General features: G+C 67.7%; 21 protein-coding genes. 14 read left to right on the top strand and 7 right to left on the bottom strand.

Annotated features, from left to right (window positions below; translation table 11 throughout):
- Window positions 1-7: 7 nt before the first annotated feature.
- The 12 genes from GII31_RS06030 (at window position 8) to GII31_RS05975 (ending at window position 14,565) form a co-directional block, all read left to right on the top strand.
- On the top strand, window positions 8-1,066 hold the full coding sequence (locus GII31_RS06030; protein ID WP_213247699.1) for an MlaD family protein: 1,059 nt from the start codon (window positions 8-10) through the stop codon (window positions 1,064-1,066).
- Window positions 1,063-2,229, top strand: coding sequence for an MCE family protein (locus GII31_RS06025; RefSeq protein WP_213247697.1), 1,167 nt, complete (start codon window positions 1,063-1,065; stop codon window positions 2,227-2,229). The genes GII31_RS06030 and GII31_RS06025 overlap by 4 nt, the downstream gene beginning before the upstream one ends.
- A complete protein-coding gene (locus GII31_RS06020; protein ID WP_322973055.1) occupies window positions 2,226-3,395 on the top strand; it encodes an MlaD family protein in 1,170 nt (389 codons plus the stop codon). The genes GII31_RS06025 and GII31_RS06020 overlap by 4 nt, the downstream gene beginning before the upstream one ends.
- Window positions 3,392-4,636, top strand: a complete 1,245-nt coding sequence (locus GII31_RS06015; RefSeq protein WP_213247695.1) for an MlaD family protein — start codon at window positions 3,392-3,394, stop codon at window positions 4,634-4,636. Before GII31_RS06020 ends, GII31_RS06015 begins: the two co-directional genes overlap by 4 nt.
- Window positions 4,626-5,381 carry a hypothetical protein gene (locus tag GII31_RS06010; protein WP_246222123.1) on the top strand — a complete coding sequence of 252 codons (756 nt, stop codon included), beginning with the start codon at window positions 4,626-4,628 and terminating at the stop codon, window positions 5,379-5,381. Before GII31_RS06015 ends, GII31_RS06010 begins: the two co-directional genes overlap by 11 nt.
- Before the next feature lie 104 nt (window positions 5,382-5,485).
- Window positions 5,486-6,400, top strand: coding sequence for an oxygenase MpaB family protein (locus GII31_RS06005; protein ID WP_213247693.1), 915 nt, complete (start codon window positions 5,486-5,488; stop codon window positions 6,398-6,400).
- Between the two features lie 82 nt (window positions 6,401-6,482).
- Entirely contained in the window at window positions 6,483-7,181 is a 699-nt protein-coding gene (locus GII31_RS06000; RefSeq protein WP_213247691.1) for a GntR family transcriptional regulator, read from the top strand.
- Between the two features lie 184 nt (window positions 7,182-7,365).
- Window positions 7,366-8,076 (top strand): HAD family hydrolase, encoded by a 711-nt coding sequence (locus GII31_RS05995; RefSeq protein WP_213247689.1) that lies wholly within the window; start codon window positions 7,366-7,368, stop codon window positions 8,074-8,076.
- Window positions 8,073-10,424, top strand: coding sequence for a glycoside hydrolase family 65 protein (locus GII31_RS05990; RefSeq protein ID WP_213247687.1), 2,352 nt, complete (start codon window positions 8,073-8,075; stop codon window positions 10,422-10,424). The genes GII31_RS05995 and GII31_RS05990 overlap by 4 nt, the downstream gene beginning before the upstream one ends.
- 53 nt (window positions 10,425-10,477) lie before the next feature.
- A complete protein-coding gene (metG, locus tag GII31_RS05985; protein WP_213247685.1) occupies window positions 10,478-12,052 on the top strand; it encodes a methionine--tRNA ligase in 1,575 nt (524 codons plus the stop codon).
- Window positions 12,049-13,326, top strand: coding sequence for an aminodeoxychorismate synthase component I (locus GII31_RS05980; RefSeq protein ID WP_260840332.1), 1,278 nt, complete (start codon window positions 12,049-12,051; stop codon window positions 13,324-13,326). Before metG ends, GII31_RS05980 begins: the two co-directional genes overlap by 4 nt.
- Window positions 13,327-13,335: 9 nt before the next feature.
- Window positions 13,336-14,565, top strand: coding sequence for a GAF domain-containing protein (locus GII31_RS05975; protein WP_213247681.1), 1,230 nt, complete (start codon window positions 13,336-13,338; stop codon window positions 14,563-14,565).
- 15 nt (window positions 14,566-14,580) lie between these two features.
- Here the strand turns inward: GII31_RS05975 and rsmI are convergent, their stop codons facing one another.
- Window positions 14,581-15,462 carry a 16S rRNA (cytidine(1402)-2'-O)-methyltransferase gene (gene rsmI, locus GII31_RS05970; protein ID WP_407649901.1) on the bottom strand — a complete coding sequence of 294 codons (882 nt, stop codon included), beginning with the start codon at window positions 15,460-15,462 and terminating at the stop codon, window positions 14,581-14,583.
- A 78-nt stretch (window positions 15,463-15,540) separates the two neighbouring features.
- Between rsmI and GII31_RS05965 the strand changes: the two genes are divergently transcribed.
- A complete protein-coding gene (locus GII31_RS05965; protein ID WP_407649900.1) occupies window positions 15,541-17,208 on the top strand; it encodes a dolichyl-phosphate-mannose--protein mannosyltransferase in 1,668 nt (555 codons plus the stop codon).
- 15 nt (window positions 17,209-17,223) lie between these two features.
- Here GII31_RS05965 and GII31_RS05960 read toward each other — a convergent pair whose 3' ends face one another.
- From GII31_RS05960 to GII31_RS05945, 4 genes are read right to left on the bottom strand one after another with little or no spacing between them, the layout of a single operon-like run.
- Window positions 17,224-18,450 (bottom strand): arginine deiminase, encoded by a 1,227-nt coding sequence (locus tag GII31_RS05960; RefSeq protein ID WP_213247677.1) that lies wholly within the window; start codon window positions 18,448-18,450, stop codon window positions 17,224-17,226.
- A 9-nt stretch (window positions 18,451-18,459) separates the two neighbouring features.
- A complete protein-coding gene (locus GII31_RS05955; protein ID WP_213247675.1) occupies window positions 18,460-19,674 on the bottom strand; it encodes an MFS transporter in 1,215 nt (404 codons plus the stop codon).
- The gene (locus GII31_RS05950; protein ID WP_213247673.1) at window positions 19,675-20,763 is read right to left on the bottom strand and encodes a patatin-like phospholipase family protein; all 1,089 of its coding nucleotides are present in this window, start codon (window positions 20,761-20,763) and stop codon (window positions 19,675-19,677) included. It lies immediately after the preceding gene.
- 58 nt (window positions 20,764-20,821) lie between these two features.
- Window positions 20,822-21,682 (bottom strand): universal stress protein, encoded by an 861-nt coding sequence (locus tag GII31_RS05945; protein WP_213247672.1) that lies wholly within the window; start codon window positions 21,680-21,682, stop codon window positions 20,822-20,824.
- A gap of 236 nt (window positions 21,683-21,918) precedes the next feature.
- Between GII31_RS05945 and GII31_RS05940 the strand changes: the two genes are divergently transcribed.
- Complete coding sequence (locus GII31_RS05940) at window positions 21,919-22,230, top strand: hypothetical protein (RefSeq protein ID WP_260840331.1); 312 nt, start codon at window positions 21,919-21,921, stop codon at window positions 22,228-22,230.
- 32 nt (window positions 22,231-22,262) lie between these two features.
- Here GII31_RS05940 and GII31_RS05935 read toward each other — a convergent pair whose 3' ends face one another.
- Entirely contained in the window at window positions 22,263-22,514 is a 252-nt protein-coding gene (locus GII31_RS05935) for a type B 50S ribosomal protein L31 (protein WP_213247668.1), read from the bottom strand.
- Complete coding sequence (gene mrf / locus GII31_RS05930) at window positions 22,511-23,839, bottom strand: ribosome hibernation factor-recruiting GTPase MRF (RefSeq protein ID WP_287383798.1); 1,329 nt, start codon at window positions 23,837-23,839, stop codon at window positions 22,511-22,513. The genes GII31_RS05935 and mrf overlap by 4 nt, the downstream gene beginning before the upstream one ends.

Here is a 23,839-nt window from a genome sequence, read left to right as displayed (position 1 = left end):
TGCGCTGATGTTTCTGGTCAAACTCATCGACGTCTTCGTCGGCATTCTCGCGTTCGTCTTCAAATCCGACAAGCGCGCGCAGGGTGCGTCGGCGGCGACGCTGGGTACCGCGGGCATCATCACCCTGCTGGCGATCATGCTGGTCGCCATCGGCGTGCCCCGGATCGTCTACCACAACAGCACCACCGAGTACACCGCCGAACTGTCCAACGCGTCGGGCCTGACCACCGCGGACCCGGTCCTGGTGGCCGGCGTACCGGCCGGGCGCATCGAGCGGATCTCGCTGGCCGGTGACCGCGTCGAGGTCGGATTCCGCCTCGACAACGATCAGCCGCTGGGCGACCGGACCACCGCCGGGGTGCGGCTGCGCACCGTGCTCGGCAAGCGCTACCTCGAGGTCGTTCCCGCCGGTTCCGGCCCGGTGGGCACCGGCAAGACCGGCAAGAAGAATGTCATTCCGTTGTCGCGCACCACATCCCCGTATAGCCTCGACAGTCTGTCATCGGACGCCGTGACCACCTCCGCCGACATCGACGTCGATGTGCTTCGCACGATGATGACCACGATGACCAAGCTGATCCCCGACTCTGAGACCACCTCCGACTCGCTCAACGGGGTCACCGCGGCGGCATCGACCATCACTCGCAGCGGCAACCAGATCAATCAGCTGCTGACCATCTCCCAGCGCTTGGCGGCGGTCACATCGCAGCAGAGCGAGACGATGGCCGATGCCTTCTCCTCCACTCAGGCGCTGGTGCAGATGCTGTCGGTGCGTCATCTCGCGCTCACCCGGCTCACCGACAATCTCCGGTTGATCCTGCGGCAGATGGCAACCACGTTCCCGAACGTTCCGATGGCCCAACTGACCACCCAATTGACCGCGGTCACCAAGACCCTCGCCGACAACGCCGGTCAGATCGACGAGATCCTCACCCAGCTGCCCGCGTCGGTGCGGACCATCACCGACGCCACCGGCAACGGCAACTGGGCCGACGTGGTCTCACCGTCCGCTGTCATTCCCGATGGACTGCTCTGCGTCCTCGGCGTCGTCAAGGGGTGCAGATGAGCTTCCGCCAGGTCCGCGAAGTCCGCAAACGCACGCATCGTGGCGGCAAGATCTTCACTGCCCTGCTGGTGATCGGGGCCATCGTCGCCGGCTCGTGGTACGTCTTCGGCCGCGGCGGCGACACCCGGACCGTGCACGCCGATTTCGCCTTCGTCAACGGCCTGTACCAGGGGTCCACGGTCACCGTGCTCGGAGTGCCCGTGGGCCACATCGACAAGGTCGACGCTCGCGGTGATCATGTCCGGCTCACCATGAAGGTGCGCCGCGACGTCACCCTTCCGGCCGGGGTGGAGGCCTTTGTGCTCAACCCGTCGGTGATCAGCGACCGCCATCTCGAACTCGGTCCCGCCTACACCACGGGCAAGACGTTCGCCGACGGTGGCGTGATCCCGCAAAACCGCACCCACTCCCCGATCAGCTGGGACAACCTGATGGAGAGCGTCAAAACACTCACCCAGGTCATGGGGCCGGGGCCGGACTCCGACGGCACCGGCGGCGGTTCGGAAGGTCTCGGCGCACTACTGTCCCGGACGGCCAAGTCGTGGGAGGGACGTGGCCCCGAATTCGGTACCGCCATGAACACTCTCGCGTCCGCATCCGGTGTCTTCGGCGCCCGCGGCGACGACATCGACGACCTCATCGACAGTCTCGATCTGATGATGACGACGTTCCGGAACAAACAGGTTTCACTCGACGGGCTGATCCGGTCGATGAGCGTGCTGTCGGACAAGTGGGCTGAGGCCGACACCGACATCACCACGCCGATCAACGATCTGCGGACCGTCTTCGATCAGATCAACAACTTCGTGCTCCGGCACGGGGGCGACGTGGGCGTGGTGGCCGAAAATCTCGACACGCTCGGAAAAACGCTGGTGGACAACAAGGCCGGCCTGGCCGAGTTCATGGACCTGGCTCCGCTGATGATGCAGAACCTGTCCGGTGCAGTCGGACCCGACCGTCGGGGGCGGATCCGGTTGAACGTGTCCACCACGCTTACCCAGTTCAAGACACTCAAACCGCTCTGCGATCAATTCCCGATGCCGATCTGTGTGGGCGCCGGGCTGACCAACCCCATCTCGTTCCCGATATCGGCATCCGACCCGCTCGGCATCGTCTCGGCAATCTCCGGCGGTGCGCTCCCCAATAAGCCAGGAGGCCGATGATGCGCGCCGCCCGCATGTCCGCCCTGACGCTGACCGCCGGAATGTGCCTGTCCGCGTGTGCGACCGGTCTGCAGGACCTGCCGATGCACGGCGTGGGCGGCGACACGTTCACCGTCACCGCCGACGTGGACACCGCCGACGGCATCGTCTCCGGCGCCGACGTCCGGCAGGGGCAGCAGGTGATCGGCAGGGTCACCGATATCGCGCTGGTCGACAACAAGGCCCGGCTGACCCTGACCCTCGACGAGACCGTCCGGGCACCTGAGAACTCGACGCTGAGGGTGGAGCTTCCCTCGGCACTGGGCAATCCGTTCCTGCGACTGAACAAGCCGGACCATCCGCAGGGCACCCTGCACCAGGGATCGCATATCTCCGCACAGGACACCTCGCTCGGGCCACAGGTGGAAAGTACCCTCGCCGCACTCGGAAACCTGATGAGCGGCAGCGGTATCGGCCAGTTGCAGTCGGTGATCACCAGCCTCAACGACGCCTTCGCCAACCGGTCCGACAAGGTGGGTGACCTGATCGACACCCTGAACCGGTTGTTGGCCCGATCATCGATCCACACCGAGGATTTCAACGCCGCCCTGTCGGCGGCCGCCGATGTGAGCGACCTGTTCGCCGCCCGGCAACAGCTGGTGACCGACTTTCTCGACCAGGTGCCCGACGCCGTCACCGTGCTGGCGGGTCAGCGCGAGCGCATCGGTGCGCTGATGCGGCAGACCTCCACCCTGGCCGCCACTATGAACCAGATCGTCAGTGGCAGAAGATCGGAACTGAACAATCTGGTGGGCGAGGCCCGTACCGTCCTCGACGCGCTCGGCACTTTCAACGACGACGTCGGACGGACGCTGCGGCACATGAACGGTTTCCTGGTGAACTTTTCCAGCGCCATCCGCGGCGACTACCTCGTCTTCGACGGTGGCCTCGACATCCCCGGCAGCATCGACAAGATCCTCACCGGTGGACTGTTCCTGTCCGGGCAGCCCGCACCCGACATGGGCGAACTACGCGACCTCGTCACCGGCGGACTCGCGAAGGACCGCCGCAAGCCGGCGGCCGGCCGCACGAAAACCGACAAGAAGACACGGTCCGACACGGGTGTCACACGTGAGAAGACACGGCCGGGCACCAGCACGACGACCACCGGGGAGGCCCCGCGATGAAGCCCACCCCGTGGTACAGACGGCTGCCCACCGGATCGCTGCAGTTCGTCATCTTTCTCGCGATCGCCGCGATCGTGATCCCCTACGGCATCAACTTCATCGCTGGGCCCGAGGGATTCGGCGACAAGATCACGCTCCGGGCGCAGATGCGCGATGCGTTCGGTCTCACCAGGGGCACCGGTGTCACCGTCCGCGGTGTCGACGTGGGCACCGTGTCCGAGGTGACCCTCTCCCCCGACGGCAAGGCCGCCGACATCACCATGGTGCTGCGCGGCAACGTCCGGATTCCCCGGGATTCGTACATGCAGGTCACCATGGCGACGATGGCCGGCATCCAGAGCGTCGACATCATCCCGGAATCGTCGACCGGCCCCTACCTGACGACCGGCGACACGATCTCCGCACCCGCCGACCGGCAGCCACAGCAGATGGACTCCATCATCGCCGACGCCGCCAAGGTACTGCGCAGCATCGGAGACGGCGAACTGACCATCGTGGGCGACGCGATCTACAGTGCGCTGGGCACCAACGAGAAGACGCTGACCACGTTGCTGTCCAACGGATCACAACTGGCGTCGCTGGTGCGGCGCAACGCCCCGATGCTGCGCGGACTGTTCGACGAATGGCTGACCGTGCTCGACGCGATGAGCGATGGCACCGAATCGTTCGAACGGGGCATGAAAACCACTGCCACGTTCACCGATCAGCTCGACGCCCAGCAACCGGTGTTCGTGTACCTGCTCGACCGCTCGCCCAAGGGGCTCGACCACGCCCGCACGCTGTTCGACAAGTACCGCGGCACCTTCGGTGGCGTGCTGGCGAATCTCGCAGTGGTGGAACCGATCATCAGCGACCGGCAACCGGCCCTGGCCACCGGGTTGAAGACGATCCCCCGCGGCATGAAGGACCTGCGATCGATCGTCAAGAACGGTCGCGCCGACTTCTCGCTGATCGCCACCCAGGGCCCGGTGTGCCTGTTCTACGACGAACCCCGCAGTAGCGTCGGCGACTTCGACGTCGCCGCACCGAACCTGGCCCGCTACTGCCCGCCGGGCAACGGCCACGGTCAACGCGGCGCGGTGAACGCCCCACGGCCCGACGATCTGGGCACCTCCACCTGGACCTCGCCCGGCCAACCATCCGGACCGGCCGTCGTCGACGATCCCGTACTCATCCCCAACGGCACCGAGTTGCTCGACTGGTGGCGCACACTCGAAGAAAGGGCATCACATGGCAATTGACACAGTGACATCCACAACCGGGATTACCGGAACTGACGAATCGCCCGCCCTGAACGATACGGGAAACGAGTCGAACGACAATCCGGACGCGGCCTCCGCCGCGGCCGACCCGATGGCCGATAAGCGGCCCACGGCCGCACGGACGGCGCCGCTGCGTAAACAGGCAGTTCCGCAACGTAAGCAGTTTTCGGTGCGCCCCAAGCAGGACAAGCTCGAGCAGAGCGGCTCCGACACCAATGCCACGACAACGCCGGGCAGATCCGGGCGGAACCGGATCCTGCTCGGTATCCTCGGCGCACTGCTCACGGGCGCCGTGGCCGCCGGCTGCTTCTGGGCGGGCCGAAGCACGGTCGGCGACTCGGGAAATTCGGACGGTGACCGCGCCGTGGTCACCACGATCGCCCGCGATTACGCGATCAAACTCTCAAGTTTCGACTACCGCAATCTGGACAAGAACCGTGAGGCGATCGCGGCGATGTCGACTCCCGATTTCGCCAAGAAATATGATGAGATGGTCCAGGCGCTGACCCAGATCGTGCAGAACGGCAAGGGCGAGGCCACCGCCACGGTCTCGTACGCCGCCGTCGACTCCATCGACGACTCCTCGGCGACGGTGATGCTCTTTATCGACCAGCAGGCCAAGAACGTCGTCTCGCCCGACGGCCGCTCTCAGCCGTACCGAATGGTGGTTTCGCTCAAGCACTCCGGCGGTAAGTGGCTCGTCGACAATGTTGAAACCATCTGATCGGCAACCCCACACCCGCCCGTCCACCGGGTGCACGCTCGCCCACCCGAAATTGATGTCCCCGAAATTGATGTCCCCGAAATCGATGGCGTAGAGGAGAATCCATGCCCACCCCCTATCTTCCGGATCTGAAGACCACCAAGGCCGAGCTGACCACCCCCCGCACCCGAATTCGCATCACGACCCGCAAACACCGGATCACCAACGCCCGCAAGCCCGCCCACATCACCGAGGCCCTGGACTTCTGGTCGTTCGCCGGTTCGGCGGCCAACGTGGTGCTGCAGCTCGGCTGGCCCGAGGTGGCCTACGGCGTGATGGAGTCGAAGGTCGAGTCGGGGTCGCTGATGCACCATCCGTGGAAGCGGGCCCGCACCACCACACAGTATCTGGCGGTAGCCATACTGGGCACTGAGGAGGAGCGTAACGCCTTCCGGGACGCCGTGAACACCGCCCACCGACATGTGCATTCGGATTCCGAAAGCCCGGTGAAGTACAACGCGTTCAACAAAGAGCTCCAGATGTGGGTCGCCGCATGCCTGTTCGTCGGCTTCGAGGACTCCCATCAACTCCTGCACGGGATGATGACCGCCGAGGAGGCGGAGGAGTTCTACCAGTCGGCCAAACCGCTGGGCACCACCCTGCAGGTGCCGGACTCGATGTGGCCGGCCACCCGCGCCGACTTCGACCACTACTGGAACATCGGCTGCGAACGCGTCGTCATCGACGACACCACATGTGATTTCCTCAACGATCTGATCGATCTGAAGATGATCAACCCGCTCCTCCGGTTGCCGTTCGTCAACCTGCTGCGCTTTCTGACCACCGGATTCCTGCCGCCACTGTACCGAGAGCAGCTCGGTCTGGAGTGGACCGACGACGATCGGCGGCGGTTCGAGCACCTGTTCACCTTCGTCTCCGCGGTGAACAAGGCCCTGCCCAAATCGATCCGGTTCGGCGGCAGCCGGATGATGATGCGCGACCTGCGTCATCGGATCAAGCACAACAAGCCGATAGTCTGATCAGAGGATACGTGGTCCACCCACCACGGCGCCAGAGCGCCGGCACCACAACACGGCACCGGATAGATAGACGGTTTGACAGATGACACCTCAGGGCCTTCGCCGCACTCAGTTGACCGACGAGGTCGCCACCGTGTTGCGCAACCGAATCATGACCGGTGACCTGAGGCCGGGCGATTTCGTACGGCTCGACGAGACGGCGTCGTCACTGGGGTGCAGCGTCACCCCGGTACGTGAGGCGTTGGTGACGCTGCGGGGCGAGGGACTGGTCCGATCCTCCCCGCACCGCGGCTTCATCGTGGAGCCGCTCGAGCGCGGCGACATCGTCGACATCTTCTGGATGCAGGCCGAACTGTCGGCGCGGCTGGCCACCAACGCCGTCGGTAATCCCGACCTGCCGGCGCACCTGACCACCCTGTCCGCCCTGGTCGACGAATTCGAGGACGCCGTGGCCGCGGGCGACCAGCGGCGGGTGCTGCGCACCGAGTTCGCCTTTCACCGCGAGATCAACCTGGCCGGCAACAGCAAGAAGCTCGCCTGGTTCGTGCACGCGGCGAGCAAGTACAACCCGCACGAGCTGTACACCCGCGATCCAGAGTGGCGCACGCAGGCGGCGGCCAGCCATCGTCGCCTGGTCGGCTATTTGCACCACCGGGACACCGCGGCGATCCGCACCGAGATCCACAACGGTTTCGAGGATGCCCGCGACCGGCTGATCGACAAGCTCGAATCGATCGGGTTCTTCGACGACCAGTCCCGGGCCGAACGCGCACCGGCCTGATGCTGTGTCTCGTGGTCGGTTCCCGGTCGGCCTCTCAGGCCCCGGCTTCCTCCCTCGCTCGCAGGTCGCAAGCTCCCCACTCGCCCGGTCGTCCGGACACGGCCGGGCCGACCGAACCCTCTGCCAATGCTTGTCCCGCGCGCTTCCCGCGCCGAACCGGCGCACGACAGGTAGCGTTGGCCCGGTGTTGGGATTGCCAGAAACAGTTACGGTCGCACTCTTCGACCTCGACGGGGTGCTGACGTCCACCGCGGTGCTGCACCGCGGCGCGTGGAAACGCGCCTTCGATGCGTATCTGCGAGAACGTGACCCGGACGGATTCGCCGAGTTCACCGCGCAGGACTACCTCGACCACGTCGACGGCAGACCCCGCGCCGACGGTGTGCGCACCTTCCTCGCCTCCCGCGGTATCACCGACGTCGACGAGGCGACGATCGAGGCGATCGGCACCGGCAAGAACGAGATGTTCCTGGCCGCGCTGGCCTCCGACGGGGTCACCCCCTATCCGGGTTCGGTCCGCTATCTGACGGCCGCGCGCGATGCGGGACTGCGTATCGCCGTGGTCACCTCATCGAAGAATGGAGAAGCCGTGCTCGAGGCCGCCGACCTGTCCGGATATGTCGAGGTCCGCGTCGACGGGCTCGATGTCGTCGCCCGTGGACTCAACGGAAAGCCGGCACCCGACTCGTTCCTGCTCGGTGCGCAGCTGATGGGGGTCGAGCCCGCGCACGCCGCCGTCTTCGAGGACGCCATTTCCGGGGTAACCGCCGCGGCCGCAGGCGACTTCGGCTATATCGTGGCGATCGACCGGCACGACGGGGAACAGACCGAGGCGATGCGCGCGGCAGGCGCGAGCATCGTCGTCGCCGACCTCGATGAGCTGGTGACCGCATGACCGTTCACGAACATGCCTACGGTTTCGAGGTCCACCCGTGGCGCCTGCGCTGGAGTGGTCTGGACACCGACGCGCTGAAGAAGACCGAGACCCTGTTCGCCCTGTCGAACGGCCACATCGGCCTGCGCGGCACCTTCGAGGAGGGTGAGCCGGTCGACCATCCGGGCACCTACCTCAACGGCTTCTATGAGGGCCGCGGTCTGCCCTACGCCGAGAGCGGGTACGGCTACCCAGAATCCGGGCAGACCGTGGTGAATGTGACCGACGGAAAGATCATCCGGCTGCTCGTCGAGGACGAGCCGATGGACTTGCGCTACGGGCGTACCGAGGAGCACGAACGCACCCTCGATTTCCGCACGGGAACGCTGCGCCGGTCCACCCTGTGGACCTCGCCCACCGGCCACACGGTGCGCATCAAGTCCGAGCGGCTCGTCTCGTTCACCAAACGCACCATCGCGGCCATCCACTACGAGGTGGAACCGATCGGCGAGGACATGAAGCTGGTACTCCAGTCGGACCTGCTCGCCAACGAACCCGTGCCCACCCCCGGCAATGATCCGCGACTGGCCGCCGCGCTCGACGCCCCGCTGGTCCCGGATCTGGCGGCGTGCCGCAACTTCTGGTCGATCCTGGTGCACCACACGAAGAACTCCAACCTGCACATGGCCGCCGGGATGGATCACGAGATCGACTTCCCCGACAAGTTCGACGCGTTTATCCGCGCCGACGGTGACCTGGCCCGGCTCACGGCCGCCGCCAATGTGCCGCAGGGCACCAAGTTGTCGCTGACCAAGTACATCGGTTACGGCTGGTCGGCCCGGCGTTCGGTACCCGCGCTGCGCGCCCAGGTCGACGCGGCGCTGGCGATGGCGATGGAAACCGGATGGGCGGCGCTCAAAGCCGAGCAGGTTGCCTACCTCGATGACTTCTGGCGGGACGCCGATATCGAGCTCGACGGCGACGCCGAGCTCCAGCAGGCGGTGCGGTTCTCGCTGTTCCATGTGCTGCAGGCCGGGGCCCGCGGGCAGTCCCGGGCCATCCCCGCCAAGGGCCTGACCGGCCCCGGTTACGACGGTCACACCTTCTGGGACACCGAGAGTTTCATCCTGCCGATGCTCACCTACACCGCACCCGCGGCGGCCGGTGAGGAGTTGCGCTGGCGGCACGCGACGATGGACAAGGCCAAGGCCCGCGCCGCCGAACTCGGCCAGCGTGGGGCGATGTTCCCGTGGCGCTCCATCAACGGCGACGAATGTTCGGGCTACTGGCCCGCCGGTACCGCCGGTGTCCACGTGTCCGCCGATATCGCCAACGCCACCGCCCGCTATCTGCGCGCCACCCATGACGAGAAGTTCGAAACCGAGTGCGGTGTGGAGCTTCTCGTGGAAACCGCCCGACTGTTCGCCGGACTCGGACACCACGACGTCAACGGCAGGTTCCGGATCGACGGGGTGACCGGACCCGATGAGTACACCGCCATCGTCAACAACAACGTGTTCACCAATCTGGCTGCGCGGCAGAATCTGCGCGACGCCGCCGAGGTGGTGCACCGCCGACCCGATATCGCCGGCCTGCTCGGTGTCACCAATGCCGAAGTGGCGCACTGGGAGTCATGCGCCGATGCGATGACGATCCCGTACGACGAGGCACTCGGGGTGCATCAGCAGTGCGAATCGTTCACCCTGCTCGGTGCCTGGGATTTCGAGGCTTCGGTAGGCAAATACCCACTGCTGCTGAACTATCCGTACTACGACCTGTACCGCAAGCAGGTGGTCAAGCAGGCCGACCTGGTGTTCGCGATGTACAGCTTCGGAGAGGAGTTCAGCGCCGAGCAGAAGCTCAAGAACTTCGACTACTACTATCCGATAACCGTGCGCGACTCGTCACTGTCGGCGTGCTGTGAGGCCGTCACCGCCGCGGAGGTCGGCTATCTCGACCTGGCCTACGACCTGCTCTCGGAATCGGTGTTCACCGACCTGCACGACCTGCACAACAATGTCAGCAGCGGGTTGCACATCGCCGCGCTCGCCGGGGCCTGGACCGATTGCGTGGCCGGTTTCGGCGGCATGCGCGATTTCGGCGGCAACATCACCTTCGCGCCGCGCCTGCCCACCCGGCTCACCTACCTGTCGTTCAGGATGGTGGTGCGTGACTCCAAGATCGTCGTCGCCATCGACAAGGAGCACGCCACCTATCGACTGCTGTCGGGTCCGCCGATCGAGCTGGCCCACCACGGCGAGGAGTTCACCCTGCACGAGCAGCCGGTGTCCATGACCATCCCCGGGATCGAGCACCGAACCCCGCCGAACGCGCCGCCCGGCTGCGAGCCGTACCAGCGCAGCGTGTGAGCGGCGGTGATGGTTAGGCACCTGCCCGCACGGGTCGGTAATCTGACGACATTATGTCTGCAGACACCGCCGCGGCCGCCGGCCCCGAGTTGTATGGGGCCGGCCGTCCGTACTACCTGACCACCGCCATCGCCTACCCCAACGGTGTGCCGCACATCGGCCACGCCTACGAGTACATCTCGGCCGACGCACTGGCGCGGTTCAAGAGACTCGACGGCTTCGACGTCCGCTTCCTCACCGGGACGGACGTGCACGGACAGAAGATGCAGCAGACCGCACAGGCCGAGGGCGTGTCCACCGCCGAGCTGGCCGCCCGCAACTCCGACAGATTCCAGGAACTGCAGGATCGGCTGGGTTCGTCCTACGACCGGTTCATCCGCACCTCCGACGACGACCACAAACGCGCCTCGGAGGCCATCTGGCGGCGGATGGCCGACGCCGGCGATATCTATCTGGACAAGTATTCGGGCTGGTACGACGTCCGGGACGAGGTCTTCTACGCCGAAGCCGACACCACCGTCGACGAGGCCGGCGACCGGGTGGCCGCCGACAACGGGCACAAGCTGACCTGGACCGAGGAGGAGACCTACTTCTTCCGGCTCTCGGCGTACCAGGATCGGTTGCTCGCCCTGTACGAGGAGCATCCCGAGTTCATCGGCCCCGACGTGCGCCGCAACGAGGTGATCAGCTTCGTCAAGGGCGGGCTCACCGACCTGTCGATCTCGCGGACCACCTTCGACTGGGGTGTGCCGGTGCCCGATCATCCCGGTCATGTCATGTACGTGTGGGTGGACGCGCTCACCAACTACCTCACCGGTGCCGGTTTCCCGGACGATCCGGAGACCACCGGCAGGTACTGGCCGGCCGATCTGCACATCATCGGCAAGGACATCATCCGCTTCCACTGCGTGTACTGGCCGGCCTTCCTGCTCAGCGCGGGCATCGACCTGCCCAAACGCGTGTTCGCGCATGGCTTTTTGTTCAACAAGGGCGAAAAGATGAGCAAGTCGGTGGGCAATGTGGTGGACCCGGGCAATCTGATCGACCAGTTCGGGCTCGACCCGGTGCGCTATTTCTTCCTGCGCGAGGTGTCCTACGGTCAGGACGGGTCCTATTCGGCGGAGGCGATGATCAGCCGGATCAACGCCGATCTGGCCAACGAATTCGGCAACCTGGCCCAGCGCACCCTGTCGATGATCGGCAAGTACTTCGACGGTGCGGTACCGCGGCCGGGCGAGTTCACCGACGCCGACCGCGTGCTGCTCGACGCCGCGGACGCACTGCTCGAGCAGGTACGCGGACACTTCGACGCACAGGCCATCCATCTCGGCCTGGAGTCGCTGTGGTCGGTGCTGGCCGACACCAACCGGTACATCTCGGCGCAGGAACCGTGGAAGCTGGCCAAGTCCGACGTGGACCGGACCGCGACCGTGCTGTACGTGTGCGCCGAGACGGTGCGGATCGTCGCGTTGCTGGCGCAGCCGGTGCTGCCCACCTCCTGCGGCACGATCCTCGACCTGCTGGCGGTCGGCGAAGACCGGCGGTTCGCCGCGGTCACCACCCGGCTCGTCCCCGGTACCCCGCTGCCCAAGCCGTCTCCGGTGTTTCCCCGCTACGAGACGTCTTGACACCTGCTCCGCTCGACGTTCTGGGTGCGTTGCTCGACCACACCCGGGCACATCGGCTGCCGCCGCCGGCCGCCCTGGTGGGCGACTGGTGGGGTGCCGATGCGGTGATCGCGCCGTCGATCGACCTGGTCGCCGGCCATCGGCCGCCACCGGTGTCCGACCGATTCTGGTTCGGCTACATCGGTTTTCCCCACTACTCGGCCGCCCGCGCCGGCACGGGCGAGGACGACGCGACCGGCAACCCCACGACGGGGGGTCTCAACACCGGGGGCACCGGGACCGGAGACGATGGGTTGCCGGCGATCGCCGGCGGTGAGACCGACGCCGTCCTGCTGCTTCACGACGGCCGCTGGGAATACCGCAGCATCGACCGATCACCTTGCCCGACATGGATTTCGGACTGCCTCACCACGGCCGCTCAACTCGGTCCGCCACGACCGCCGCGGGTGAGCTGGCACGCACCACAGCGGCAGCCCCACCTGGCGGCCGTCGAGTCCTGCCTGGCGGCCATCCGGGCGGGCGAGGTCTACCAGGCCTGTGTGTGCACCCGCTTCACCGGACGGATCGACGGCTGTACAGCGGACTTCTACCGACTTCTCGCCGCTGCCACAACACCGGCCAAATCCGCTTTTCTGCAAGGTGATTGGGGTTCAGTGGCGAGCTTTTCACCGGAGACGTTCCTGCGCCGCGCCGACGGAGCGGTGATCTCGGCGCCCATCAAGGGCACCATCGCCGCATCCGGCGACCCCGCCACCCTGGCGTCGTCGGTGAAGGACATCGCCGAAAACGTGATGATCGTCGACCTCGTCCGCAACGATCTGGGCCGGGTCGCCGACATCGGCAGCGTCACCGTGCCCGCCCTGCTCCGGACCTCCCCCGCCCCCGGGGTGTGGCATCTGGTGTCGACCGTCCGCGCGGATGTCGGAAGCCACGTCAGCACAACCGATCTGCTGGAGGCCACGTTCCCGCCCGCGTCTGTGACCGGAACCCCGAAGCTGCGGGCGCTGTCACTGCTGGCCGACTGGGAACAGCACTCGCGCGGGGTGTACTGCGGTGCGATCGGGATGTGCGGGCCGGGCGGCGACCTCGACCTGAACGTGGCGATCCGCACCGTCGCGGTCACCCCCGACGGCGAGGCGGTCCTGGGCGTGGGCGGCGGGATCACCATCGACTCCGACCCGGCCCGCGAATGGCAGGAATGCCTGGACAAGGCGGCCTCCATCGTGTCCGCCTTCCCCCACGATGACACCGGACGATCGCACCCGACCCGTTAGGATGTCGCCATGGGGTTGATCACGCCGGGGACAGATCTTGTGCGGATGCACGACCGGCTGGCCGCGGCACACGAGGCCGTCGTCGGCCGCGGCGAGGCCGCACCCGAGTTCATCCGTGACGAACTCGTCACGTCCTGGCGGCAGTCGGCGGAGTTCGGCGTCGACCCCGACAACCTCGATCCACCGCTGGCCGGGCGCGCGAGTGTCGCCGAGCGGCTGGCCCACCACCCGCTGGCCGGTGCCATCGAACGCATGCGGCAGCTGTTCTCCGACGCGGTCACCGATCCCCACCTGATCATGCTGGTCGTCGACCCCGACGGGACCATCATCCACCGCAATGTCCCGGCCGACCTGCTGCCCATCGCCGCCGGTATCCGGTTGTTCGAAGGCAGCCGCTGGGATGAGCAGTCGGTGGGCACCAACGCGGTCACGATGGTGATGCGGACCGGGCGGCCGCAACTGGTATTCGGTCCCGAACACTACTGTCGCGCCCTGCACAAGGTATATTGCGCCGCCGCACCCATCCGGGACCGCTCGACCGGGTCGATCGTCGGCCTGATCGGCATCACCGGGCCGTGCGCCGAACTCCAGCAAGCATCCACCGCCCTGGTCACCGCGTTCGCCGCGCTCGGCGAGCGCGAGATGGAGATGACGCACGAGCGCAACCTGGCCGAACTGCGGGTGCGCACCGTCGCCCACCTCACCGGCCTGTCGGGTCCGGGCATGGTTGTCGACGACAACGGCTGGGTGGCCGCAGGGGTCGGCTTCACCGCCCCCAACCGCATCGACGCGCCGGTACCGGGGGCGATGCCGTTCGTTCCCGGCATGGGTGTGTGCGAGATCGAACGCGTCACCGGCGGCTGGTTGTTGCGCCCGTCGGGCCCGGGCGGACCGGTTGTCGCCACACTCGACCTGCGCGGTGAGCCCAGCGTCACGGTGACCGGCACCGACAGCGAATGGCGGTCGGTGCTCACCCGGCGGCACGCCCAGATCGTGCTGCTGCTGGCCGATGCGGGTGAGAGCGGCATCACCGGTGCCGAGCTGAGCCGGCGGCTGTTCGGCGACACCGAGCACCTGGTGACCGTGCGCGCCGAGATGTCCCGGCTGCGACGAGTGGTCGGCTCGCTGCTGTCCAGCCGCCCCTACCGGCTCTCGCGGGGCGTCGAACTGCGCGTCGTCGGCGACGTCGAGCCGGCGCGATCGGGCATGCACGAACCCGATCCGGCACTCACCGGCTGATCCCGGACCGCCCGGTCAGCCGCGCCGGTCCAGCACCGCCTGATACACCTCGCGCCGCGACACGCCCAGACCCGTACACACCTGCGCGCAGGCGTCCTTGAGTCGCATCCCGGCCGCCGCGAGTTCCTCGGCACGTCCGGCCAACGTCGGCACGTCGGGTTCACCCGAACCCGCCGGCGCGCCCTCGATGACGACGGTGATCTCGCCGCGCACCCCGTCGGCGGCCCAGCGCGCGAGTTCGGCGAGAGTTCCACGCCGAACCTCCTCGTGAGTCTTGGTCAGCTCGCGGCACACCGCGGCACGTCGGTCCGGTCCGAGCACCTCGGCGGCGCAGTCGAGGGTGTCGGCCAGCCTGTGCGGGGATTCGAAGAAGACCGTGGTCCGCGGCTGCGCGATCAGTTCGGCCAGCCAGGTCCGGCGGGCGCCCGGTTTGCGGGGGGCGAAACCGTCGAAACAGAACCGTTCGGCGGGCAGCGCCGACAGCGCCAGCGCCGTCGTCACCGCGGACGGGCCCGGCAGGCAGGTCACCGGCAGCCCGGCGTCGACACATGCCCGGACCACCGTATATCCGGGATCGCTGACCGACGGCATCCCCGCATCGGTGATCAGCAGCACCGTCGATCCCTCGGCCACCGCCTCGACGAGTTGCCGGGCGCGGGCCGTCTCCACGTGGTCGTAGTAGCTGACGATACGGCCGGTGATCTGCACGTCGAGGGCTGACGCCAGGTTGCGGGCCCGCCGGGTGTCCTCGGCGGCGACCACATCGGCGGTCCGCAACGCCGAGCACAGTCGGGCGGAGGCGTCACCGGCCTGCCCCATCGGTGTCGCGGCCAGGACGAGCCGGCCTGCCGGGGCGAGCGGAGCAACGGGGGATATCCGATTCTCGGGAGCACTCACCGCATCAGGGTATCCGCGCATCCGGGGGCGGCCCACGGCGGCGGCACCACGCTCGGGCGATGCCCTACCATCGAGCGGGTGACGTTGACCGCCGACCGCCCCGTGCACTCGCGCGGCGTGCCGGCCCCGCAGGCCACCACCGCGGACGCACCGGACCCGGGCACGCTGCTCGACGTGCCGGGCACCTCCGAGGACCTGGGTACCGCACCGGCCCCGATCATCCCCGAACCGGTGTTCGGCGCCGCCGACCGTACGCGCGGGCTCGTCGTCGGCCTGCTGCTGACACTGGTCGCCGCCGCGACCCGGCTGTGGAATCTCTCGCACCCCACCGACCAGGGCACACCGGTCTTCGACGAGAAGCACTACGTTCCGCAGGCCTGGCAGATCCTCAGCGGCGCCAACTGGATCGAGGACAATCCCGCCTACGGGCTGGTCGTCCACCCGCCCGTCGCGAAATGGCTGCTCGCCGCGGGTGAGTGGATGTTCGGCTACGGCCCGGTCGGCTGGCGGATCATGCCGGCGATCGCGGGTATCGCAATCGTGGTGATGGTCTACCGGGTGGTGCGCCGACTGACCCGGTCCACTCTGATCGGCGCCATCGCCGGCGTTTTCGCGATCTGCGACAGTGTGCTGTTCGTGCAGTCGCGGATGGGGATGCTCGACATCCTGCAGACGGTGTTCATCGTCGCCGCGTTCACCGCGCTGATCGCCGACCGCGACCAGGTACGGGCCCGGATCGACAAGGTGTACCGCGAGGGGCGCATCCACGACAGCGTGTACGGGCCCCGTTACGGGTTCCGCTGGTATCGGTTCACCGCCGGGATCATGCTGGGCCTGACCTGCGGCACCAAGTGGTCGGGCATCTACTACGTGATCGCGTTCGGCGTGCTTGCGGTGGCGCTGGACGTGGCCACCCGCAAGGCGTACCACGTACGGCGGCCGTGGCGGGGCACCCTCGTACGCGACGTGCTGCCCGCCGGCATGAGTCTGGCGGTGCTGCCGGTGCTGATCTATCTGGCGTGCTTCATTCCGTGGTTCAACTCCGAGACATCGGTGTACCGGTACGAGGTGGGCAACGCGATCGGCACGGGTGGCCCCTTCTCCTGGGTGCCGGGGGCGTGGCGATCGCTGTGGTACTACGAGTCGGGGATCCTGGAGTTCCATGCCGGACTCACCAATGCCGCCGGCAACCACCATCCCTGGGAATCGAAACCGTGGACCTGGCCGATGAGTCTGCGGCCGATGCTGTACGCCATCGACAACGGCCCCGATCACTGCGGCGCCGGCGAATGTGTCCGGGCGCAGATGCTGATCGGCTCACCGGCGTTGTGGTGGCCGGCGGTGCCGATGCTGCTGTGGGCGCTGTGGCGGCTGGTGACGCGCCGCGACTGGGCGCACGGCACCGTCCTGGTCGGCTACCTCGCCGGCATCCTGCCGTGGTTCACCTCGATCGACCGGCAGATGTACTTCTTCTACGCCACCGCACTGGCCCCGTTCCTGGTGATGGGGCTGGCACTGTGCTGCGGTGATCTGCTGCGGTCGGCCGCGGCCCGGGTACGCCCCCGGCACGCCCCGGACGGCCCGGCCACGGTACGGACCGAACGACGCACGCTCGCCATCCTCGTCGTCTCCGTCTACATCGCGCTGGTCATCGCCAACTTCGTGTGGCTGTGGCCGATTCTCACCGCGAGCCCGATCTCGCCCGAGCAGTGGCACAACCAGATCTGGCTGCCCAGCTGGGGCTGATCCGGGCCTGTGCCCTCAGGCCGGGATCGCCGCGCGCGAGACGGGGCACGCCAGACACCGCGGCCCGCCGCGGCCGGTCGCGAGCTCGCCGCCCGCGATCTCCAGCACCTCGATGCCGACGTCGCGGAGCCTGCGGTTGGTCTCGGTGGCGTGCGCGTAGGCGATGACCACGCCGGGTGAGACTGCCAGTGTGTTGCTGCCGTCGGCCCCGTACACCGGTAGGTCGCCGGCACCGGCGTCGAGCGCGGTGTCGATCACGCGCAGCCGCGCCAGCCCCATAGCCCGGGACGCGACGTCGGCGAACTCGGTCGGCCCGGTCACGGTGAGGTCGTCGGGACCGCCTCCGGCCACCCGGCTCACCGTGAACGTGGGAGCACAGCGCATCTGCGGATTCATCACCATCGCGTCGGTGTCGACCATGGTGGCCATGGTGCCCAGGTGCATGTACGCGCGCGACTGGGCGATCCCGACCGCGAGCACCGTGTGCGCCAGTTCGTCACGGAACAGGCTGCGCGCGAGCGCCTCGACCCCCGCCGGGGTGGTTCGTTCCCCCACCCCGACGGCCACCACACCGGGCGCGAGCAGCACCACGTCGCCACCCTCGACGGGTGCGGTGCGCGACTCGTAGGCGCGCCGGGTACCCAGGAACAGCGGATGGTGGGCGAAGACGATGTCGGTGAGGGAGGTCTCACGGCTGCGCGCGGCGAACGCGAGCCGGGTGATGGCGAATCTGTCACCCACCCAGAACGAACTGTCGCGGGTGAACATGAGATTGGGCAGCGGATCGATCACGAAATCGGTCTCGGCGTGCATGAAACGTACCAGCGACGTCGCCGACGTCCCGATCTCACCCGGCAGTTCGTCGAACGCCAGGCCCTCGATGAGCACCCGGGCCAGGTCGGCGGGCGCCAGGCCGCGCAGATACGCCGACACCTCGGCGGCCAGCGGAGGCCCCAGCCTCCGGTCGCTGACGGCCGCCGAAATCCCCTGGATGCGGGCGGCGCCGCTGTGTTCGATGGCCTGCGGCAACAGGTCACCGAGCAGCAGCACCTCCACCCCGCGTTCGCGCAGCACCTGCGCGAACGCGTCGTGTTCGGCGCGCATCTCCGACAGGGAGGGCACTACGTCGAACAGCAACCGATCGCGGTTGGCCTCGGTCAGCCTGCTCAGTTCGGCGCCCGGCCGGTGCAGCAGGACACCGCGCAGCGTACCGACCTCCGACGACACCCCAAATTCACCCATGGGATAAATCTAGGGCATGTCGCCGGCTCGTCCGGGCGTGCTCTCGGCGACCCGCGCCGGTGCCGTCTCCGGTGCGAACAGCCACATCAGCAGCGCGATCGCGGTCACCCCGCCGGTGACGGCGAATGCCGTGGTGAACCCGGCCGTCGACGCGATCAGACCGACCACGATCGGACCGCTGACCGCCCCGAGGTCGCTGGCCATCGAGAACGCGGCCAGCGCCGAGCCGCCGCGGACCCGGTTGCCCAGGACGTCGGCGAGGGTGGCCTGCTGGGTGGGGACGAACAGCCCGGACCCGAGACCCGCCACCGCCGACACCGCCACCGTCACCACGATCGACGAGGTGAAACCCATCGCGGCGGTGGCCACGGATACCACCACCAGGCCGGGCAGGATCACCGTGCGCCGGCCGTGCGCGTCCGACAGCCGCCCGGCGGTCATGATCGCCATCACGTTGCCCGCGGCATATGCGGCCAGCACCACACCGGCCAGCGCCGCGTCCTCACCGAGGCCGTCGACGACGAACAGCGGCACCACCGCCACCCGGACGCCGAACGAGGCCCAGCCGTTGGCGAAGTTCGACACGAGCACCGCACGATAGGCGCGGTTGCCCCAGGCCGCGGCCAGCGAGACGGCCACCCCACCGGTCGGCTGCCCCGACCCCGGTGTGTCGCCGTCGGCGCGCAACTGGGTGGCCACCACGATCGAGGCGATGATCAGCGCGATCGCATAGACCACGAACGGCATCCGCAGACCGAAGCCGACCAGAGCGCTGCCGATCAGCGGTCCGGTGATGTTGCCGATCAGGAAACCGGCGGAGAAGTATCCCGACACCCGGCCGCGGATGTCGTCCGGCGCCATCCGGATCAGCAAGCCCATCGCCGACACGGTGAACATCGTCGAACCGATACCGCCCAGGCCACGGAAAACCAGCAGCTGCCAGTAGTTCTGGGCGAACGCGCAGGCGAGTGTGCTGATCGCCACGATCAGCAGCCCGACCAGGTAGACGCGCCGCTCGCCGACCACCGCGATCAGCCGGCCGGCGCCGGGTGCGAAGATCAGCCGCATCACGGCGAACGCCGACACGACGGCCGAGGCGGCGGTGATCCCGACGTCGAAACTGCGGGCGAAGCTGGGCAGCGCCGGTGCGATCAGCCCGTATCCGAGGGCGATGACGACATTGGCCGACAGCAGCACCCAGATGCCGCGGGGAATGCTCCTCACTCAGATCCGTTCCGGCAGTTGATCCAACGCGGCCGCGGTCAGCGTGCGGCCGATCTCGATCAGCTCTGCCGACCGGTGGAAGTCCAAGGTGCGTGCGGATTTTCGCGGCACGCGGATCAGTACGTCGGGCGGGTGTGAGGCCGTCTGGTACCGGGCCAGCGCTTCCTGCATGATGTCGAGCGACCGGGTCAGCACCTCCACCTTGCCCATCCGGGCACGTGCGGCCGGATCCGCGTCGGCGGGCACGAGTTCACCCGTGCGGGCGTCCGGACCGTCGAGGTAGTCCGGCAGTTCCACACCGAAGCGGTCCCGGACCGATTTGACGAAGTCGTTGTCGAGCAGGGGTGCGACGTTGCGCCGCATCATCCCCGCGCTCCGCGACCCGCGCGAGGCACCCTCGTCGGGCGTGAAATCGTTGCCGAGGATCACCCCGACGGTTACATCGCTGAGCACGGCGGCGGTCGGCGCCACCGGCAGCGGGTCGAGGATGCCGCCGTCGCCGAGGATGCGCCCCTGATACGAATGCGGGCTGATCACACCCGGGATCGCGATAGAGGCCCGGATCGCGTCGACGAGACTGCCCCGCTGATACCAGATCGACCGGCCCGCGGTGAGGTCGGTGGCAACCGCGGTGAACGGGGTGGGCAGGTCCTCGATCACGACGTCGCCGAGAATCTCGCGCACCCGGGTCACCACGCGTTCTGCGCCGATCACGCCCGCCTTGGACAACGAGACGTCCATCAGCCGCACCAGATCGAGTTGTGTCAGGGTCGACGCCCAGTCGGCGAATTCGCCGAGTTTGCCCGCGCAGTGCAGGCCACCGACGAGGGCTCCCATCGACGACCCGGACACCGTGACGATCTCGTAGCCACGCGCGAGGAGTTCGTCGATCACCCCGATGTGCGCGTAGCCACGGGCACCGCCGCTCCCCAGCGCGAGCGCCACCCGCGCCGGTTTAAACGTCTTCGGCGCGTCGACCGGGCCCGCGGATACGTCCGCTCCGGGCCGCGACGCCACGTCGTCACCGGGCTGTTTGACCACGGCCGAACCCGGGCGCTTGGCCACCGCGCCCGGGTTCCGCCGGGTCATGTCATTACCACTCGGCCTCGCCATGGGTCCGAGAGTATCGGGCAGGCCCGCGTCTGTGTCAGTCGCGCACCACGAGAACCGGTACCTGCGCCTGCTGCAGCACCTTCTGGCTGGTGGAGCCGAGCAGCATACCCTTGAACCCGCCCCGGCCGCGGCTTCCGACGACGATCAGTGACGCGCCGGTACCGGCGGCGTCGAGCACCGCCTTGGCCGGTTCGTCGGGCAGCACCACATGCTGGACGGTCACGTCCGGGTAGTCGCCCGAGTATCCCGCCAGGCGCTCACCGAGCGCCTCCAGTGCCTCCTCCGACATCCGCGTGATCTCGTCGGGTTCGATCCCGTACCCGTGCAGCGCGTCGGCGTCGAGCGGGGTCCACGTGTGAACCGCGACCAGCGGCACATCACGCAAGGCGGCCTGCCGGAACGCCTCGGCCACTGCCGCATCGCTCACCGGCGAATCGTCGACACCGACCACCACCGGGCCGTCCCCGGCATCGCCGGCGACGACCGCGACCCGGCCGTGCGCGTGCGCGGCGACGCTGGTGCTGACCGACCCGAGGAACAGACCGCGGAAGGTGCCCAGGTGCCGAGTGCCCAGCGCGATCGCCGACGCATCCTTGCCGAGTTCGAGCAGCACATGCGCGGCGTCCCCGTCGGTGATGGATGCCTGGACGGTGATCGACGGCGCCGTCTCCTTGGCCACGGCGGCGGCCGCGTTGACCGCGTCGGTGGCATCCTGACGTACCGCCTCGATGACGTCCTGCGGGATGATCAGGCCCGGCGCGTAGTTGCTGGTCCGCACATCGTAGACACCGATGATCTTCAGCTCGGCGCCTTCCAGTTCGGCGGTCCGCGCCGCCCAGCGCACCGCGCCCGTCGATGCTTCCGATCCGTCGACACCGACCAGGATCGCGTTCATGTGGCCTCACTCTCCGTAGAATCCTCAGCCCCCAACTCCCCATCATGCCGATCGCGGACGCCGAATCCAAGGGAAGTTGGTCCTGATCAGGGGTACTTTTTGACGCGTAGACTGGCTCGGGGACCCCCTCGGGAACGACATGGCGGGAACCGTTGGCCGCACCGGCGTGTGGGTCCACCACACGGCGGGAACCGCCGACCGCACCACAACCCGACACAACCTCAGGGAAGCAGACGATGAGCACAGGTCAGCAGCATCAGCCCGGATCGAATTCCGACGTCCGGCGGGCCGCGACCCACGCGATCATCACCATCGTGTTCGTTCTGGCATGTTTCGGTGTGGCGGCCCTGTCGTCGGGATCGCTGCGCACCGCGATGATCGCGGCCGCCCCCGCGGTCATGTTCGTCGGCGCGTTCAGTTCACTGTGGATCACCTACCGCAGCTGGCAGGCCGGGGGCCGCTGGCAGGTGTGGCAGGGCGCGTCGTGGTTTCTGCTCGCCGCCGCCGTTCTGACCTTGATGTCGACCGCACCGGTGTTGCTGGACTGACCCGGACCGGCCCCGGGAAGCCGCCGCGAGGTCTACCGCCCCCGCTCGCCGTACCGGCGACGGAAACGTTCCACGCGGCCCGTCCTGTCGACCAGTCGTGCGCTGCCGGTCCAGAAGGGATGCGAATCACTGGTGACATCGACGACGATCAGCGGATAGGTGCGCCCGTCGGACCACTCGACGGTCAGTTCGGAGTCGGCGGTCGAGCGGGTCAGGAATTCCTTTCCGGTGGACGCGTCACGGAAGACGACGGGGCGATAGTCGGGGTGGATGCCGGGTTTCATTGCTGTCCTTTCGGTGTGATCGATTCACTGTCCGCCTGATCGGGAATGCCCGCGCCGTCCGGACACGGGTCGACGTGTTCGAGGCCGAACGGATCGTCATAGGCCATCCAGAGGATCTGTCCCTGCGTCATCTCATCGTCGGTGAGGCAGGCCCGGCGCAGTGCGGCACGGATGTGGTCGGGATCGGCGCGGTGCGCCAGGATCACGATGCTCGAATGCCGGTCGCCGTACTCGTCGTCCCAGCGCAGCGCCGCCATCGCCCGATGCTCGGGGTCGGCGTCGGCGAGTTCGTCGTCGTCCATAGCGGCCAGCCACCGACCGTCGGCGTCGACGCGCAGGCCGCCGCCGGCCGACTCGAGCCACAGCGCACGATCGGGTTGTGTTGCCAGCCAAAGCCTTCCGCGCGCCCGCACCACGCCCTCGAGCAGTTCGTCGATGGCCTCGTGCAGCCGGCCAGGATGAAAGGGGCGCTGCGCGGAGAACTCGAACAACACCACGCCGCAGTCCTCGTGCAACGGCGGCCTTCCGCGCAGCAGAGAATCGAACGGATTCGCGATCCGGCCGTGCGGAGTGTGTTCGGGAATCGCCGACAACATGGTGGCCGCGATGGCCGGGGTGAATGGTCGCTGCGGTATCTCCATGATCAGCGGGGCGGCCGGTGCCAGACGTTTGAGTACCGCCGCGGTGCGCGCGGTCAGCCAGGAGTCGCGGGCCACCGCGTCGCAGCCGGCAAGCACCAGGGCGTCGGCGAATTCGACCTGACCGACAGCCACCTGAGCCAGTGTGCGTTCGTCATTGCCGACCCCGATGATCAGACCGGCCTCGTCCATGGTGATATCGCCGGTGGCCGCTTCCAGCCAGTCCATCTCCGCGACGCACGCGACAGTCAGCGCCACCCGCACCTCGTGGGCCGCCGGTGCCCTTACATAGCCCGGCATCCCGTCGACGACCACGTTGTCGATGGCCCACGTGACCGCCTCGGGCTCAAGCACGGGATCGAGTGCGACGACGACGGCACCGATGTCGGCTCGGCGGTGCAGTTGCCGCAGCAATGGCAGCAGGTCGGCGCGGACCGTGCACGATCCGCAGGCGTGTTCGAGCTCGACCCTGGTGCGCGCGAAGTATCCACCGCTGCGCAGGGTCCGGATCACCTCACCGTCGGCAACCCTGGATAAGTCGTGAGCAACGATCGCCGTCTCGCCGGAGCCACGGGCGGCGATCGCTTCGGCGACCGCGCCGGACACACGGTCGATGGCGTCGCGGTCGAGTCCGGTCACCAGAATCACCGGCGTGCGCGACCCAGGCTTACTGGGAGTGATTTCCAT

This window comes from Gordonia pseudamarae (assembly GCF_025273675.1).
Lineage (GTDB): Bacteria > Actinomycetota > Actinomycetes > Mycobacteriales > Mycobacteriaceae > Gordonia > Gordonia pseudamarae.
Note: the sequence above shows the minus strand (reverse complement) of the source record. Positions and strands in the feature narration are given on the sequence as shown.